14 protein-coding genes, 1 pseudogene and 1 riboswitch are annotated in these 17,446 nt (G+C 45.0%); of the genes and pseudogenes, 10 read left to right on the plus strand and 5 right to left on the minus strand.

All coding sequences use genetic code 11. The features are described 5' to 3' along the window. Positions 1-62 precede the first annotated feature (62 nt). The 4 genes from NL644_RS15575 (at position 63) to NL644_RS15590 (ending at position 3,670) form a co-directional block, all read left to right on the plus strand. Complete coding sequence (locus NL644_RS15575; protein ID WP_012841986.1) at positions 63-809, plus strand: ATP-dependent zinc protease; 747 nt, start codon at positions 63-65, stop codon at positions 807-809. A gap of 11 nt (positions 810-820) precedes the next feature. Beyond that, complete coding sequence (locus NL644_RS15580; protein ID WP_005390741.1) at positions 821-2,326, plus strand: inactive transglutaminase family protein; 1,506 nt, start codon at positions 821-823, stop codon at positions 2,324-2,326. Between the two features lie 3 nt (positions 2,327-2,329). After that, positions 2,330-3,298, plus strand: a complete 969-nt coding sequence (locus NL644_RS15585) for an alpha-L-glutamate ligase-like protein (RefSeq protein WP_006742116.1) — start codon at positions 2,330-2,332, stop codon at positions 3,296-3,298. Positions 3,299-3,517: 219 nt separating this feature from the next. Next, positions 3,518-3,670, plus strand: coding sequence for a hypothetical protein (locus NL644_RS15590; protein ID WP_005390736.1), 153 nt, complete (start codon positions 3,518-3,520; stop codon positions 3,668-3,670). A gap of 142 nt (positions 3,671-3,812) precedes the next feature. On the opposite strand, the gene mukB is transcribed toward NL644_RS15590, so the two are convergent. Genes mukB through cmoM form a run of 4 tightly spaced genes read right to left on the minus strand, consistent with a single transcriptional unit; the run spans position 3,813 to position 11,116 of the window. Then, on the minus strand, positions 3,813-8,276 hold the full coding sequence (gene mukB / locus NL644_RS15595; RefSeq protein ID WP_253658624.1) for a chromosome partition protein MukB: 4,464 nt from the start codon (positions 8,274-8,276) through the stop codon (positions 3,813-3,815). 2 nt (positions 8,277-8,278) lie between these two features. After that, positions 8,279-9,004, minus strand: coding sequence for a chromosome partition protein MukE (gene mukE, locus NL644_RS15600; protein ID WP_005378379.1), 726 nt, complete (start codon positions 9,002-9,004; stop codon positions 8,279-8,281). Further along, positions 8,985-10,322 (minus strand): chromosome partition protein MukF, encoded by a 1,338-nt coding sequence (mukF, locus tag NL644_RS15605; RefSeq protein ID WP_048626187.1) that lies wholly within the window; start codon positions 10,320-10,322, stop codon positions 8,985-8,987. Before mukF ends, mukE begins: the two co-directional genes overlap by 20 nt. 2 nt (positions 10,323-10,324) lie before the next feature. Continuing rightward, positions 10,325-11,116: a tRNA uridine 5-oxyacetic acid(34) methyltransferase CmoM gene (gene cmoM, locus NL644_RS15610; RefSeq protein ID WP_012841987.1), complete on the minus strand. Its 792-nt coding sequence runs from the start codon at positions 11,114-11,116 to the stop codon at positions 10,325-10,327. Between the two features lie 114 nt (positions 11,117-11,230). On the opposite strand from cmoM, the gene elyC reads away from it, so the two are divergent. Then, positions 11,231-12,016, plus strand: a complete 786-nt coding sequence (elyC, locus tag NL644_RS15615) for an envelope biogenesis factor ElyC (RefSeq protein ID WP_006742121.1) — start codon at positions 11,231-11,233, stop codon at positions 12,014-12,016. Positions 12,017-12,088: 72 nt separating this feature from the next. Here elyC and torR read toward each other — a convergent pair whose 3' ends face one another. Then, the gene (gene torR / locus NL644_RS15620; RefSeq protein ID WP_005390726.1) at positions 12,089-12,799 is read right to left on the minus strand and encodes a two-component system response regulator TorR; all 711 of its coding nucleotides are present in this window, start codon (positions 12,797-12,799) and stop codon (positions 12,089-12,091) included. A gap of 266 nt (positions 12,800-13,065) precedes the next feature. On the opposite strand from torR, the gene torD reads away from it, so the two are divergent. From torD to NL644_RS15645, 5 genes and pseudogenes are all read left to right on the plus strand, one after another. Next, a complete protein-coding gene (gene torD, locus NL644_RS15625) occupies positions 13,066-13,713 on the plus strand; it encodes a molecular chaperone TorD (protein ID WP_006742122.1) in 648 nt (215 codons plus the stop codon). 467 nt (positions 13,714-14,180) lie between these two features. Further along, the gene (gene purR / locus NL644_RS15630; protein ID WP_005390722.1) at positions 14,181-15,185 is read left to right on the plus strand and encodes an HTH-type transcriptional repressor PurR; all 1,005 of its coding nucleotides are present in this window, start codon (positions 14,181-14,183) and stop codon (positions 15,183-15,185) included. 285 nt (positions 15,186-15,470) lie between these two features. Further along, positions 15,471-15,560: riboswitch (cyclic di-GMP riboswitch) on the plus strand. 116 nt (positions 15,561-15,676) lie between these two features. Next, entirely contained in the window at positions 15,677-16,267 is a 591-nt protein-coding gene (locus tag NL644_RS15635) for a TfoX/Sxy family DNA transformation protein (protein WP_005390721.1), read from the plus strand. Positions 16,268-16,382: 115 nt separating this feature from the next. Next, positions 16,383-17,069 carry a TVP38/TMEM64 family protein gene (locus tag NL644_RS15640; RefSeq protein ID WP_046874737.1) on the plus strand — a complete coding sequence of 229 codons (687 nt, stop codon included), beginning with the start codon at positions 16,383-16,385 and terminating at the stop codon, positions 17,067-17,069. 20 nt (positions 17,070-17,089) lie between these two features. Then, positions 17,090-17,410: pseudogene (locus tag NL644_RS15645) on the plus strand (DUF2007 domain-containing protein). Positions 17,411-17,446 lie beyond the last annotated feature (36 nt).

Consider the following 17,446-nt stretch of genomic DNA (forward strand, 5'->3'; position numbering starts at 1 on the left):
CTTTATCGATATGAGCTAAACTCCTAAAAAATAAACAACTTAATCCAATCCCAAGGTTTTCAATGTTATTACGATTGACCCCGATTGTTGCCATCGCCTTACTATCTGGATGCTCACTAACCAAAGGCGAACAGTACCACCAAGAAACGTTAGCGGCTATTCAAACTTCAGAAGCGAATGTCAATAATCGCATTACTAACTTAGAGCTTCAGCTCAGCAACCAATCGGACTATATCGACAGCCTTGAAGAACAAGTCGATAAACTACAGGTTGAACTTCTGACATTTCGTGATGAAGCAATGGCAGAAGTGAAAAAGCCAAAAGAGCCGATTATTGTCCAATCTCCTGCTCCTGTGGAACCAACACCAACTCATGATATTGTCCTTGGCTCAATTGAAAAGGTCACTATCGACTCCATTAAGCAGACTTTTGATGCACGTGTCGACACCGGTGCCGCAACCTCATCTTTAAATGCAGTTGATATTGAAGAGTTCGAAAGAAACGGCAAAAACTGGGTTCGATTCCACCTGGCAGATACCAGTAAATCTGAAGAAGAAAAAAATACTTGGATCGAAGCGCCAGTCATTCGTTACGTAAAAATTCGCCAAGTTACCAGTGAAGAACTAGAACGTCGCGCTGTAGTCGAACTTTGGGTGCGCGTTGGAAAAATTCATGAAAAAGCGCAATTTACGTTGGCAGATCGCTCGCATATGAACCATCCTATTTTACTGGGTAGAGAATTTATGCGCGACATCGCACTTGTCGATGTAAGTCGTACCTATATCCAAACGGACGAAGATAAAAAATAATAAGGTAGATTATGACGTCAAAAATACCGTTTTACCTTTCAATCATCTTATTGGTGATTGCGGGCATTGCTTTGAGTGTTTTCAGACATGAAAACTACGGCGTGCCTTGGACACCAGGCGAAACTCGTCAGGTATGGGATGTAGAGGCACGTATTGAGTTCAATGCTAACGGCAATGAAGTCAAAGCTTCACTCGCAGCACCTCATACACAAAGTGGTTATACGCTTATCGGTGAATCCGCTTCCTCTTCTGGTTATGGCGTTTCCTACATTAATTCTGATTCTGGACGTCGTGCCGAGTGGTCAATTCGTCAGGCCAAAGGTCCTCAAACCATTTACTACAAAGCGCAGTTCTTAGTGGACCCTCAGGCTAAAGTTACGCCTCTACCACCAACTGAAGACATTACGCCACCAACGCTATCAGCTCCACAAGCCGCGGCGGCAAATGCCCTTGTAGAGCGTGCGATGAGTCGCTCTGCCGACAATGTGACCTTTACTCGTGAGCTCATCAAAGCGCTTAATGACCCAGACAGTCAAAACTCATCGCTACTACTGAATGACTTCAGCCGTACTGATGCATTGCACAATATTCTGCTAACGGCTGGCATCCAAAGCAAAACAGTTGGTGTGATTGAATTAGAAGATGGCCGTCGACGCCAAACCATTCAACCAATGGTTCAAGTTTGGTCAGGTAAAGATTGGGTGCTGTTCTCACCAAATTCCGAACAGAAAGCCGTGAAACCAAACTTATTAGTTTGGGATGAGTCGAATGTATCCCTGCTTGATCTTGTTGGTGGTAAAAATAGCCAAGTTCATTTCTCAATGATCAAGCAAGAAATGACTCCACAGCAAGCGACGAACAACAAGATAGAAGCTGATGGGCTGCTGAATATTTCAATTCATAGCTTGCCTCTTGAAGAACAAGCAATGTTTAAGACCATCATGCTGATCCCTATCGGTGCCCTTATCGTGGTGTTCTTGCGTGTGATTATCGGTCTAAAAACATCCGGTACTTTCATGCCAGTACTGATTGCTGTTGCATTTGTTCAAACCCAGCTATTAACGGGTATTGTCGGTTTCTTACTGATCGTTGGCACAGGCTTGATTATTCGAAGTTACTTATCGAGGTTGAACTTACTGCTTGTAGCACGGATATCAGCGGTCATTATTACCGTTATTATGATCATTTCGGTGTTCACAGTAGTCGCATTTAAGATGGGCTTAACAGAAGGCTTAACAATTACGTTCTTCCCGATGATCATCTTGTCTTGGACAATTGAACGTATGTCTATCCTATGGGAAGAAGAAGGCGCGAAAGAAGTTGCTCTGCAAGGTGGGGGCTCACTGCTCACCGCAGTATTGGTTTACTTAGCGATGACGAACTCATACATTCAGCACCTAACCTTTAACTTCATTGGTCTACAGTTGATTGTTCTGGCCGGTATTCTATTACTAGGTACTTACACAGGTTACCGTCTAACTGAGTTACGTCGTTTCAAACCACTAGCGGAGGACTAAACGATGTTCGAAAGTTTTACTTCGCCAGCTAAGCTTCGCCATAAAGGCATTATGGGGATGAACAAACGTAACCACAGTTATATCGGCCGTTACAATGATCGTTCTAAATACCCATTAGTTGATGACAAGCTCAAGACTAAAATTATTGCGCAGGCAGCAGGGGCGACAGTCCCTGCCCTGATCGGCGTTATTCATAACCAAGCAGAAGTAAAGACCATCCATAGAATGGTGCAAGATTGGCCTGGTTTTGTTATCAAGCCCGCTCAAGGTAGTGGTGGTAAGGGTATTTTGGTTATTACCTCGCATAAAGATGGGGTCTATACCAAACCTTCCGGCTCTACAATTGGTAAGGACGAAGTTGAACGTCATATCAGTAATGCGCTTGCTGGCCTTTTCTCTCTTGGTGGTAAAAACGACGTCGCAGTCGTTGAGAACCTGATTAAGTTTGATGATTGTTTCGATGGCTTCAGTTATGAAGGTGTGCCTGATGTTCGAATCATCGTATTTAAAGGCTACCCTGTTATGGCAATGATGCGCTGTTCTACGGCGGCGTCGGACGGTAAAGCAAACCTCCACCAAGGCGCTGTGGGCGTGGGCATTGATATCGCCACAGGTAAAGCAATCCGAGCGGTGCAATTCGACCATCCAGTCACCCACCATCCGGATACAGGCAAAGACCTTTCTACCCTCCAAGTCCCGCACTGGGAGCGCTTGCTTGAGCTTGCGTCTAGTGCGTGGGAGATGACAGGGTTGGGATACATGGGTACGGATATGGTGCTGGATAAAGAGGAAGGACCTATGGTTTTAGAGCTCAACGCTCGTCCTGGCTTGGCAATCCAAATCGCTAATGGTGCAGGCTTGCTTCCTCGTTTGAAACACATAGAGAGCCTCGGCACACCTGCCGAGTACCCAAAGCCGATTGAACGTGTCGCCTACGCAGCAGAGCAGTTTGGGGTAAAACCACAGTTCTAATCGCCAATCGCAATACCATTCGCCAGTAATTGTTCGGATTGCTGGCGTTTTTATTTCCGTTTCCAAAACCGTCTACCTATTAATCTTATTAAACAAACCCATCTCACCTATAACTTGAATCAATGATCGAGCTAACAGAATCAACATAGATCGTTTCTTTTCTCCTTTAACTTTTGAGTATGATGAGGTCTCCCCTTACTCAACTTGAGAGGTTGAGAAATGCTAACAAAAGAAACAGATAACGATGAACCAGAGCTTGAAGAACAAGAGAGCTTAGACCAGCATTTACAACGCTTGTCTGAGCTTTCTGTCCAAGCACTTGAAGAGCTTGCTGAAATGATCGATATCAGAGACGACATTTCAGAGGAATAGAACTTAGCCTCCCCGCTAAGTTCTATTAATAAGCCGAGACTGTCGTCCTACAGTCTCGGCTTATTTTATACGCTTTGAAGCCTCCAGCTAACAAATACAAAAACGCCCGCGTTCATTGCGGGCGTTTTGCTAGATTCAGAGTTTACGATTCAAACTCTTCGATCATCTCTTGCGCTTCGGTCTTAGGCTTATCCGTTTGACCAAAACCACGTAGACCAACTACGTGTACGTGCTCATGGTCTTTAAACACCTTACGCACCAACTTGTAGGTAGTCCCTTTCTCTGGGCTGATGTTTTCTGGTGCCGCGATAAGAAGCTGCATATCCAGACGGTCACACAATTCGAACAATGTCGCGATCGATTTCGCATCCAGACGCGCAGCTTCATCCAAGAAGAGCAGACGACAAGGCACAATGTCTTTGCTGCGTAGACGACGAGATTCTTCTTCCCAGCTTTGAACAACCATCAGAAGGATTGACTGACCAGTACCGATCGCTTCACCTGTTGATAGCGCGCCAGACTCAGCCTGTAGCCAACCATCTGTACCACGGTTCACTTCTACACTTAGCTCTAGGTAGTTACGGTAATCCAGTAGCTCTTCACCCAGAACCTGAGGAGAACGTTGACCCATATCGATATGTGGGTTCACACGTTGGAACAGTTTCGCCATTGCTTCAGAGAAGGTAAAGCGAGTCGATTCGAACAGATCTTTATGCTGCTCTTGTTGTGTCGCTAGACCGTTCAGTAACACTTCGTGACTTTCACGAATTTTCACGTTTAGACGTACGCCCTTGACCTGACCGAACGAGATGTTCGACAAGCCTTGGTTCAGCATACGAATACGGTTTTGCTCACGCTGAATCGTCTTCTTGATGATGCTCGCTACCGACTCAGAGCTGATCGCTAGGCGGTTTTCACGTTGCGTTAGCTCTTCCGTTAGACGCGCCAGTTCCACTTCCATCTCTTCGATCGCTTCTACTGGGTCATCGGTGCGGATGATGTCCTGACGAATACGCTCACGAAGGTGTTGGTAAACAGCAATGTAGAACAGAACTTTACGCTCTGGGCGAGCGTTGTCTTCAGACAAACGGAGTGCATCACGCAAGTCATCATTGTTTGCAACAGCAAGACGCAGCGCACCCAATGATTTATCCGACATGGAACGCAATTCATCTGCCGACATATACGCCAGTTCACGTTTGTGTAGACGACGCTCAACATCGTTTTCACGCGCTAAGCGAAGTACTGAACACCAACCCGCTTTCGCTGCAACGACAAATTTGCGCAGCTCTGCGTATTCTTTCTGCACTTTCTTCAGACGTTTCGCCAAGCCTTTCATCTCAAGCTCGGTCGACGTTATCGTGCGCTCGTATTCACTCTTACGGCTACGTGAAGTATGTAAGCGTTCTTGCAGCTCGTCACGACGGCGCATTGCACGCTCTTCCGCGCCTTCATCGGCATTTACGCCATACTCTTGCAGCTCTTGTTTGAACTCTTGTACGGTTTCTTGCTTCGCTTGATGCGAACTCTTCAAAGACGCCAATACTTGGTTGTATTGGTTCATTTGTCCTTGTGCTTGCTTCAACTCTTCACGAGAACGAGTACGAGTCTGTTCAGCTTGAACCAACTTCGCTTTTAGCTGCTCACTCAGTTCGCTACTTTTGTTCAGAAGATCAACCGAGTCTGAGTAAGCGAAGTAGTGACGACGTTCAACCAGATCCGAGAGTGCAAAGATTTGCTTCTTAAGATCTTGTAACTGTTCATCTGCCGCTTTGTATTCTGCTTCTAGTGCATCAAATTGCTCTGGGTCAGCATCAAGCGCAGACGCAATATTCTCTAGTTGCGCGACGGCTTTTGCATGGTTGTTTAAGAAGTTTTTCGCCTCTGCAAGCTGAGCGATTTTCTCTTCTAGCTCATCAAAACGCGCTTGCAATGATTCATCTTCAACAAGCACCATGTGTGATGATAACTTGTCCAGAGAAGACAGTGCTTGCTTACTAGTTTGAAGCTGAGAGCGTTGCTGCTGCTCTTTTGCATCCAGATCCGCCAGCACGCGAGCGATTTGGTTACGCTGATCACGAATGGTTGCGAGTGCTTGTTCTGGATCGGCGTCAAAAGCAACTTGAATATGGTTAGACACAAATTGGTTAAATGCTTGGTACAAACGCTGCATTTTCTGAGAATCAAACGCCGCTTTTGCGTGTTTCTCTACCACTTCTTCTCGTTCGTTACGCAGCAACTCTAAACGCTGCTCACGTGCTGCACGACCAAACAATGGGATCTCAGGCAAGCGAGAGTAACGCATTTGGCGATCGTTCATGCGAACACAAACCGCGCCCTCTAACTCTTCTGCATCGAACGAGCTGTCATCAAAGGCATCGATGTCACCTTCAATGATGTACAAGTCTTCTGGACAGTCGTCTAGCTCTACCAGTTTCTCTTCGATACCTGACAGGTCAGAAACAACGATAGCGTGACGAGCCGGACCGTACATCGCACTGAAGTAAGGCGCGTCATCCATCGTGATGTCATCGTAGATCTCAGACAGTAATACACCGCCTAAAGTATCAGCCAAACCTTTCAGGCGAGGGTCGTTTGAACCACCAGGAGAAGCAAGACGTTCAATCTCAGTGTCAAGCTGACTGCGACGCTCAGCAAGTTTATCTTTAGCTAAGGACAGCGCCCTTTCTTGCTCAAGAACAACCTGCATGTGGTTCATTACCGCATGGCGATCCTCAAGGTCTGCCCCGCTCTGCTCTCTCAGTTTCTCTAGCGCATCATTAGCCGCAATCCAAGCTGGCGCTATCGCTTCAAGTTTACTGATTTCTGCCGCCGCGTTTTGCTCTAGACGGCGCTGTTCACCACGCTGATCACGAACTTCTTCTTGAGCTATCTCTAGTGATTCGATTTGCATCGCATGACGTTCACGTTCTTGTTCAAACGTAACTTCATCGGTTAGCTCAACGTGATATTGCTTTTTGTACTCAGCAACCAGCTCACGTGCTTGACGCTGCTGGTTAAGGCTACGCTCAAGATCGCGATGCTGCGCTCGCCATTGCTGTTCGTTTTGTGCAATTTGCTGTGATTCTCGAGCTTTAGCGATTGCCAATTTTGCGTGCTTAGAGGCTTCTTTGCGCTCAACAGGACCAACGATGCTCTGTACAAGCTTCAATGCAGTATCAAACTGCTCTGCCGCAGCTGATGACATATCGAGCTTATGTTTCACAGACAACAACGTATTGGTATTTTCTGTCTCTTTGTTTTTCAGCTCCGCCACTAACGCTTGTGCGGATTCTGCCGTTAGGCTCTCATCACCAAGTAGCTGCTTCGCTTTCTCCAACGCTTGAACGGCTTGTTGGTATTGAAGTGCGCGAGTTTGCTGAACGTCAAGAGCTTGCTGGTAATCAGCAAGTTGCGTCTTAAGGCTGTCCACCTCTTCTTCTGCAACGGTCGCTTGCTCTTCAGCCATCATCACGCGTTCTTGCGCTTCTTCCACTACCATCATTTGTTCTTCAAGACGCTCGCTCAGCTCTTCAAGATCTTCTTGGTAGCGTTCTATCTTCTCTTGCTGACGCAGCGCGTTTTGCACCAGTTGCAAGTGATCCGAAGCCGCTTGGTAGTCTTGCTCTAAAGAAGATTCTGATTCGATCAGCAGTTCCAGCTCTTCTTGAACGCGGTTAAGCAGGTTGTTTTGCTCAATCAAGGTCTCGCGAGAACCAAATAACTCTGAACGCAAAGACAGTGTCTGTTCTAGTTTTTTACGACGCTCGTTGGCATGGCGCATATAGTCCGCTGCCACATAATTGGTCGACTCTGTAATCAAGTGTTTGAACAAGTCACGGTCTGCTTGCGTAGTTTTGATCGCTTCTAGCGTCATGCGGTTTTCACGCAGCGCCGATTCCATATCTTGGAATGCTTTCTTCACACCACCGTTTTGTGGCAGAAGGTAGTCACGTAGCGAGCGCGTAATCGCACTTGAAATACCACCGTAAAGCGATGCTTCGATCAAGCGGTAGAATTTAGAGCGGTCACCAGAGTTACGCAGTTTCTTCGGAATCACACCGAATTCAAACATCTGCGCATGGTAATCAACAATAGAAGAGAAGGCTTTGAATTGAACACCTTCAAATTCCGCGATCGATTCTTTTACTTCGTTGATTTGACGTACACGAGCTTGAGTCGCAGATACGCTTTCAACCAAGATATCCGTTGGTTTCACATGGCTAGGAAGACCTTGGATAACAAACGGTTTGATGTCTACTTTCTTATCACGACCCGCAACTTGCTGTAGTTTTACTGCAAACAGTAGGCGTTGGTTACGTGAGTTCACCACGTCTAGCGCCGCGTAACATGCGCCCGGCTGTAACTTACCGTACAAACCTTTATCGCGAGACGATTGGCTGCTGCCTGCTTCTGTCGTGTTACGGAAATGCAGTAGCGTTTGGTCAGGAATCAATGCGGTGATGAACGCCGCCATTGTGGTTGATTTACCTGCACCGTTACCACCTGATAGCGTGGTGACCAGACCATCGATGTCAAACGTACGGGCAAAGAAGCCGTTCCAGTTGACCATGGTCAGCGATTGGTATTTACCGCGTTCAATCATGCTCATGCTTCACCCTCTTCTGTTGTTTCTTCTTGGGCTTGGTCGTCTTGATCTTCTTCAGACAATAGGCTGCCTTGGCTTGGCTCTTTGGTGTGCACTACCGCTTCACCATCACGGATCAGACGTAGCTGCGCTTCACGCATATCATCGCCAATACGTACATCGGCACCAAAGCGGAATACCGCTTCACTGATGCTGAATTTACCGGTCTCACCAATGTTGATGATCATGCCTAGGCGGCGTAGACGACGAAGTGACGTGCGTACTTTTTCAAACAGCTTTTCTTTATCAAGGTCAGAACCGGTAGCACGGTTGGTCACCAGCTTCATCAGCTTGTTTTCATCTGCTAGTGCAAGCAGTTCGTCGTACAGCTCTTGGTTAGTGAAGATACCTTCGTGCGCAAGACGCTCTGGGCTTAGGTAAAGGAAACACAGTACCTTACCCACCAGCATATCCAGCTCAGAAAGCACACTGCGGCCAATCAAAGAAGTTGAACGAGGACGAAGGTAGAAGAAACCTTCTGGCGCTTTCACCAATTCGGTATTGTAGCGCTGGTAGAAAGAAGAAAGCTCAAGTTCGAAGTCCGATAACAACGCGTGGTTATCCAGATCTTCACTTGAGATATGACGCCCTGCTCGTAGCATGCTGTCTAGCGCTGGGAACAGAGGGTTAGAGATTGCTTTTGCCAGATTCTCTGACATGTATTCATTAGTATCGGTCGATGACATTCGCTTGTACCTTTGCCCCAAATTCGTTGATTGCTTTCCAGTCCGGTTGAATCGCTTGGTAATCCGATTCTGAATACCCCAGACGTACGGCTTGATCGACGATAATGCGAGCTAAATCAAAATGATGAGTGTAAGGATGCTGTGCAAGGTAATCTCGCAATACCACACTCAAGTCGATTGGCGTGCCTTGATCTTTATGCGCTTTTAGCATGTCACCAATTCGTTCAGACAACTCATCATTGACTTGTTGAAATTCTTCATACTCTACTTCCATCGGAACTTGGCCGGTCACTTCGTCATCACGTAGCACCAACGCCTCATCACGAAGGTCAGAAAGCCTTTCCGCATCTGCATAAGTCAGATACCAAGGCGCATCGAAGTAATCTTTGACGGATTGACGTAGACGCGAGCTAAACGCACGGTTCTTATCCATATCAATTGCAGTACGGATGAACTTGTGCACATGTCGGTCGTAACCAATCCAAAGGTCGATCGCTTGCTGGCCCCAGCTTGTGATTCGATCCAGCTTCATTTGCAGACCAAACAACGCTTCTTCGATGAACTCTAGCTCAGGATCGCCGTAAACAATTTCTTGAATATCTAGGATCTGAGTTTGCAGTTCATCACTGGCGGCTTGCAGCGTATCTTGAAGTTCACGCAACGTGCTCGACGTTTCTGACAGTAGCGCTTCACAGTTGTTGATCGCTTCACGCCAGTCTTTGTTAAGCAGATCAGCAATCTGTTGTTTTACAGACTGTTGCTGCTCATCCATCACACGTTGGTTAAGGTCGATTTGATCGAAGATCTCGCCTACAGAATATTTTAAAACTCCGTATACGTTTTTCTTCCAGTGGCCCGGTGTGCCACCTTTTTGTGCTGCCTCAATCGCTTTCGCCATTTCATCTGCCACCATAGACAGTTGAATAGAAAGGCGCAGTTTCGAGAACTCACGATGACGCACATAGTAATCGGTAATTCCTATCGCTAAAGGCGACAAGCGGTAAATGCTCGCTCCATCAGTAATCTCACTGACAAAACGGCTAATAAGGCGCTGCTTTACCATCTCGTTGATGGCGTTGTTAGCACGAAAAGCGGATGCTTCGCCAGTCTCATCAAATAATCGAGTGACGATGGCAAACGCATCATGCAATTCACCTTCACCCAATTCTTCATCGAACCTTTCATTACTCAGTACGGCAATGGCTATTAAGAATGCCAATCGCTCTGTGGTCAGGTTCAACGAGAAATCGTGCTGCTTAACCCAGCCAACCAACTCATCGATTGGTTGCTCTGCAGCATTGAGAGTCATCTCACTCATTGTTATTCCTGTTTATCGTTCTTTTTAGCCCACACATGAATGTAGCGGCCTAATGAGAGGTATGGCTCTTGTCGACAAAGTTGTTTTTCTAGCGCCAACACATCTTCAAACTCGTAATCGCCCATGTATTGCATATTACCTATGTAATCACTAAATGAGCGGATACCAGATTTGCCACAAATACTAAAGCCTGAATCTTCTATCCATTGGTAGACTTCTTCAGGTTTTAAGCCTTTTTGCGGCTGTAGTTTAAATCTTTTTCGGTGGGGCATGCCGTCTAATATATGAGGAATGTTGCCACAAACCACGTTTTTATAGACTAAACCATGGTGGTTATAGAACATCACTGATGCAATGCCTCCCGGTTTTACTTGTTCTAGTACCGTTTCAAGTGCGGCCTTAGGATCGACCAACCACTCCATCACAGCGTGAAACATAACAAGATCCACCTGTTCATCCATATGCTCACCAATGGATTGGACAGGCGAATGAATCAGGCGATACTGCTCAAGCAAACCGTTTTTTTCAATATCCTGCTTAGCCAACTGCAGCATTTCCGAAGATAGATCACATAAAGCGATTCGATGTCCGAGCTTAGCAAGCTTTTGCGACATTTGTGCCAAACCACCACCAGCATCCAACACCTCTAGGGGTTGCTGGTCAGCATCTAATTCACTTAGAATCTGTAGAAAATCTTCCCACACAATGATTTGGCGGATCTCCCCTTTGTCGGAGCCGTAAATATTTTTTGCAAATTTGTGGGCGATATCGTCGAAATTGCGGTCTTCTGTCACTTCTGCTGAGTTATCATAACGGATTGTGCCGCTATTCTGGCACAAGGAAAGCAGGAATAAAGAGGGGTACCCTCATTTTTATTATCAATTGATGTTTTTTCGGACTATTTATGTATGTTTGAGCTGAAAAAAGTAGTGTCAGCCTTGCTTATGCCACTTCCGGCATTGCTGCTGATAGGCTTGTTGGGTCTTGCTCTCATTAGTTTTACCACAAAACGTAAAACTGGCTGCTTCGTTGTTCTGTTCTCTTTTGTTGGCATTTTTCTTGTTGCCTTCCAACCTGTTTCAACCAAGCTTCTTATGCCATTAGAGCGAGAGCATAAAGCCTTTTTGCCAGTTTCTGGCACCATCGACTACGTGATGGTTTTAGGGAATGGTCATGTTATCGATGACGAAATTCCACCCACCTCGCAGTTAAGCCGTGCAGCATTAATGCGCTTAACTGAAGGCATTCGTATATTAAGAATGTATCCAGGTGCTAAATTAATTTTGTCTGGCTATGCTGGCGGATCTGAAATTAGCCACGCAAGAATGATGGCGAACGTTGCCCTTGCGTTGGGAGTCGCGAAATCCGATATCATTTTATTAGAAGATGCGAAAGATACGTGGGAAGAGGCGCGTCAAGCGGCTGCATTCGTTCAACAAAAGGAGATTGTGTTAGTCACTTCTGCGAGCCACATGAGCCGTGCATTGTATGAGTTCAACGCAGCAGGCATTAAACCAATCCCAGCCCCGACCAACTTCTTAGCTATTAGCGAAATCAGTCAACCTTGGGATAAATACTCACCTAAAGCGCGTTACTTAGAACAAACAGAGCTTTATTGGCATGAGTACTTGGGCAGCATTTGGCAAAGGTTGCGTGATACTGTCGGCCAAACACCAATGGTTGAAGCAAAGTAGTACTATCTTGAAACCACAAAAAAGGAGAGCCGAAGCTCTCCTTTTTCTTTTTAAGACTTAGGTTTGTTCAGTTTAATCACCAGCAAACATATAGCCTTCGCCGTGCACCGTCACAAAAATTTGTGGGTTCTTTGGATCAAACTCCATTTTTGCGCGCATACGTCGAATAAGAACATCAATAGTACGATCATTGGGAGCATCAACTCGGTGGCTGATCATATTCAAAATACGCTCGCGACTTAACACCTGGTTAGGGTAAGACGATAACGCCACCAAAAGTTCGTATTCTGCTTTGGTCAATTTTACGGGTTCGCCGTTACGGCTCAGCGCACGACGTTGAATGTCGAATGTCCACTCTCCAAAACGTACAATATGTTCTTCACTGGTTTCGTTCGCTTTCGCGCTACCGCTACGCGCTGCTGAAATACGCCACAGCAAGTTTTTAACGCGAACCAACAACTCCCTCAGTTCAAAAGGTTTTGTCACATAATCGTCAGCGCCCATTTCTAGGCCTACGATTTTATCAATGCTATCCGTGCGTCCTGTTACTAATATGATACCAATATCCGATTGGCTACGTAATTCACGAGTAAGCATCAGGCCGTCTTCACCCGGCAGGTTGATATCCAGCATGATTAGGTCTACATCACCCGCTTGCAGGACCTCACGCATTTCTGCGCCACTCTCTGCTTCGCTGACTTGGTAACCCTCATTTTGGAAATATCCCGCAAGCTTACTACGAGTTACAACATCATCTTCTACGACTAATACGTGATAGCTCATTTACACCACTTTTCTGTCTTCTTATTATCCAAGACGTATTCTATTCATAACTAGTAACATTTCTAGTCATAGATACATTAAAAAGCAAGATTTAGCGTTTTTATTGATTCAAAACAAGCTTACCCATCGCTATTAATAAACGTTAATTTTTGACCATAAAACATAATAATTATAGTTACTGCTATTCATTTTAATTGATTACACTTAGGGGATATCCCTAATTGACTTTGTGATGCACAACTTGAAGCATCATTCAGGAGCCCAAGATGCAAGAAGTGAAAGCTTTTAATGAAAAACGCGCTGAAATTTACTGGTGGTTTTCGAGCTTGTTCGCAAAAGAGCTAACAGAGAAAGAGCTGGAAGCCTACCACAGTGTTGAAATTCGCAGTTTTCTAGCAGGTTTAGGTGAAAATGAGTCACTGAAACCAGCCGTTGATAGCCTCGTTGATGCGCTAAACCGATTGCAAGATCGTGAAGACGCTCAATTGGAGCTTGCTGCTGACTTTTGTGAACTGTTTTTGAAGACAGAAAAATACGGCGCTCTTCCTTACGCATCGATGTACATCGGTGAATCAGGTTTGCTGAATGACAAGCCAGCCGAGGAAATGGAAAAGTTGATGGCAGAATTTGGCGTTCAAGTAGATGAAAATCTAAAAGAGCCTGCTGACCACTTAGCCGTTGAACTCGACTTTCTCGGCAACATGATTATCCGCTCAAACGAACTTGAGCAAGAAAAACACATGGAAGAAGCCTTCGTTAAACAAAACGACTTTATCCAGCAACAGTTGATGTCTTGGCTACCTCAGTTTGCAGACAAATGTAAACAATTCGACGAATTTGGGTTCTACTCGAGCGTCGCGAAACTATTAGTTGCATTTTGTAAACTAGACAGCGCTTACCTTCTTGGGGAATAATTGCCGCCTATTTTTTAAGGAGCCCGCCTATCGGGCTTCCTGTATACCTGAAATAACTGAATGTAAGTAAGTTGGGTATATTATTCGTTTGCCTTAACTTAGCTCAAAGACGCTTGGTTATTTAGCAGTCAAAATGTGACTTCAAATACACAAATCTCTTGCTGAAAACATTGCTAGTCAGTCCACATAGGGCTAAAATGTGAGCGCAAACGATTAAATATGATTTATATGTAAACCGCTGAAATATAGCGGTTTTTGTGTTTTTTAACAGGTTGATGGCAATTTCTCATCAGATAGAAAAAAGATAAAATTCATCGACCGATGCTGCTACGTACCCTTTTGTCGTACTTGGACCAACCGCTGCCGAAACACTTAGCGCCAACCTTAGATTGCTGGGTGTAAAACCATTAGAGCATCAGGTACATCCAACACGACATATTTCAGTAGCTCGATACAGGACACCATTTATGGCCACTATAAAAGACGTTGCTCGCTTAGCCGGCGTTTCCACTACGACAGTTTCGCACGTTATCAATAAAACGCGTTTCGTTGCAGAAGCAACGCAAGAAAAAGTAATGAAAGCCGTGGACGAGTTGAATTACGCGCCAAGTGCGGTTGCACGCAGCCTAAAGTGCAACTCAACTCGTACTATTGGCATGTTAGTAACGCAGTCAACCAACCTATTCTTCTCAGAAGTGATTGACGGGGTTGAGAGCTACTGTTACCGCCAAGGCTACACTCTGATTCTGTGTAATACGGGTGGGATTTACGAAAAACAACGCGATTACATCCGTATGCTGGCTGAAAAACGTGTTGATGGCATCCTAGTGATGTGTTCTGACTTAACCGAAGAGCTTAAAGAGATGCTTGACCGTCATGCCGACATTCCTAAAGTGGTCATGGATTGGGGTCCAGAAAGCTCACAAGCGGACAAGATCATGGATAACTCAGAAGAAGGTGGCTACATCGCAACCAAACATCTGATCGACAATGGCCATACTGATATTGCTTGTCTAAGCGGTCATTTTGAAAAACTTGCTTGCCAAGAGCGCATTGCAGGTTTCCGTCGCGCGATGAGCGAAGCGAACCTAACTGTAAATGAGGACTGGATCCTTGAAGGTAACTTTGAATGTGATACGGCCGTATTAGTCGCAGATAAAATTACAGCAATGGACAAACGTCCGACAGCGGTATTCTGTTTTAACGACACAATGGCTCTGGGCCTAATGAGCCGCCTACAACAAAACGGTATCAAAGTTCCTGATGATATTTCAGTGATCGGCTACGACAACATCGAGCTTGCGGAATACTTCTCTCCACCGTTAACAACTATCCACCAACCTAAACGTCGTGTGGGTAAAAATGCGTTCGAGATCCTACTTGAGCGAATCAAAGATAAAGAACACGAAAAGCGAATTTTCGAAATGCAACCTGAGCTTGTAATTCGAAACACCGTGAAGAAAATGAACTAAAATTCGCCAAATATAACGATGTCAAATAAGCGCTCTAAAAGGGCGCTTATTTTTTGTCTCTAAATAACTTTTCCCTGACTTAGGTTTGTTAGACAAAAAATCTCGAATCTCTAAGTCTCTGTTTTATATGTAGGTAAATCACACTCCCTCACAACCTCGAGATCATCCCGCCTTATTCTCAAATATGCACAAATATGCGCTTGTCGACACTTTTTATTGAACCAGAATCACACTTTTACGGGTAAAACGTGATGTTAATTCAATATACGAAGTATGCTCATTCTGTCACGCACAGGGCAAACCATTCGAAAGGGTGGGACGCAAAGCCTCCGGCCTGAACCATAGTACTATATGGAAGGTAGCGGGGTTACCGATGGCAAGTGTGCAAGCGATGACTTTACCCTGTAATGACATTGCTTTTGCGCATGTTTGCTACTCTCTCGGACCTGACTTTTGGTGGCGTAATATTAATTACACCGAGATAACAAAACATGGATAAACCGATACTCAAAGACTCTATGAAGCTATTTGAGGCACTTGGTAATATCAAGTCGCGCTCAATGTTTGGTGGCTTCGGACTATTCGCTGATGAAACAATGTTTGCACTAGTTGTAAATAATCAGCTTCATATAAGAGCAGACCAACAAACTTCATCTGACTTCGAGAAACAAGGGCTAAAGCCTTACGTTTATAAGAAACGTGGCTTCCCAGTCGTTACTAAGTACTACGCAATTTCCAACGATTTATGGGAGTCTAGCGAACGCTTAATCGAAGTAGCTAACCAATCGTTGAAAAAGGCAAAGCTTGAAAAAGAACAGCAAGCAACTACAAAGCCTAATCGCTTAAAAGATTTGCCTAACTTACGACTGGCGACTGAACGCATGCTGAAAAAAGCAGGCATTGAGTCAGTAGAAAAACTGGAAGAGGAAGGTGCACTTAACGCTTATAAAGCGATAAGAGATACGCACTCTGCAACCGTCAACATTGAGCTGTTATGGGCACTAGAAGGGGCTATTAACGGTACTCATTGGAGCGTTGTGCCTCAAGCTCGCCGAGATGAGTTGATGAACGGCCTCCAATAAAAGTCGGCCTTAAAAACTATCTTGTAAAACCGCAGTCTAATCTGCGGTTTTTTTGTGAAATTTTTTCGACTTTCCTTCTGTCTTATTACATATATCCCAAATTGGAATCATAAATATGAATAAGAAACTGATATTAGGCCTAATCCTGGTCGCGATCATTATCTTTTTAGGCGTTAACTTTAGTCAGTATTTAACGTTGGAAAATGCAAAAGCCCAACAAGAAGCGCTGACCACATACATCGATCAGAACTTTGTTTTTTCGGCAGCTATTTACTTTTTTGCCTACATTGCAATTACCGCTTTTTCTATTCCTGGTGCTGCTGTGGTTACATTACTTGGTGCGGCTCTATTTGGTTTTTGGACGAGCTTATTACTAGTTTCTTTCGCCAGTACTATGGGTGCAACGCTAGCATTTTTAAGCAGCCGATATTTGCTGCGTGACTGGGTACAAAACAAGTTTGGCAATAAGTTAATCGCAATTAACCAAGGTGTCGAAAAGGACGGTGCATTTTATCTATTTTCCTTGCGTCTCATTCCGGTATTCCCTTTCTTTCTTATCAACTTGTTGATGGGCTTAACGCCAATGTCTGTAGGTCGATTTTACCTTACTAGCCAAGTAGGTATGTTGCCAGGCACTGCAGTTTACTTAAACGCCGGTACTCAGTTAGCAACAATTGAAAGCCTGTCAGGCATTATTTCACCTGCGGTATTGGCCTCTTTTGCGTTACTGGGGCTGTTTCCAATCATCACTAAATGGGTTATGAATAAAGTAAGGCCAACACCGAGTCAGCAAAACTCATAATTAGTAAGTGGACGTGTTTAATGAAAATATTCATTGCTAAAAACCCAGCAGAAGCGCATATCGTGTGCGAATTATTGAAAACCGAGCAAGTCTATTGTGAAGTCCGCGGAGAGGGTATTTTCGGTTTAAAAGGAGAGCTGCCGTTTAGTGATGATACCGATCCTTATGTCTGGCTTTTTGACGCCAAACAACAAGTAAAAGCAGAAGGAATAGTACAAGCCTACCGCAAACAATCCGATGGAAATGAGTATCAAGATTAGCAGTGCCCGAAGTGCCATGAGGTAAACGAGGGGCAGTTTGGTGCTTGTTGGCAATGTGGACATCAAATAGGGGAGCCTTAATAACTCCCCTACTCCTATTCAATCGATTTATTAAGC

The organism is Vibrio sp. Y10_XG_PY6 (assembly GCF_024181795.1).
GTDB lineage: Bacteria > Pseudomonadota > Gammaproteobacteria > Enterobacterales > Vibrionaceae > Vibrio > Vibrio diabolicus.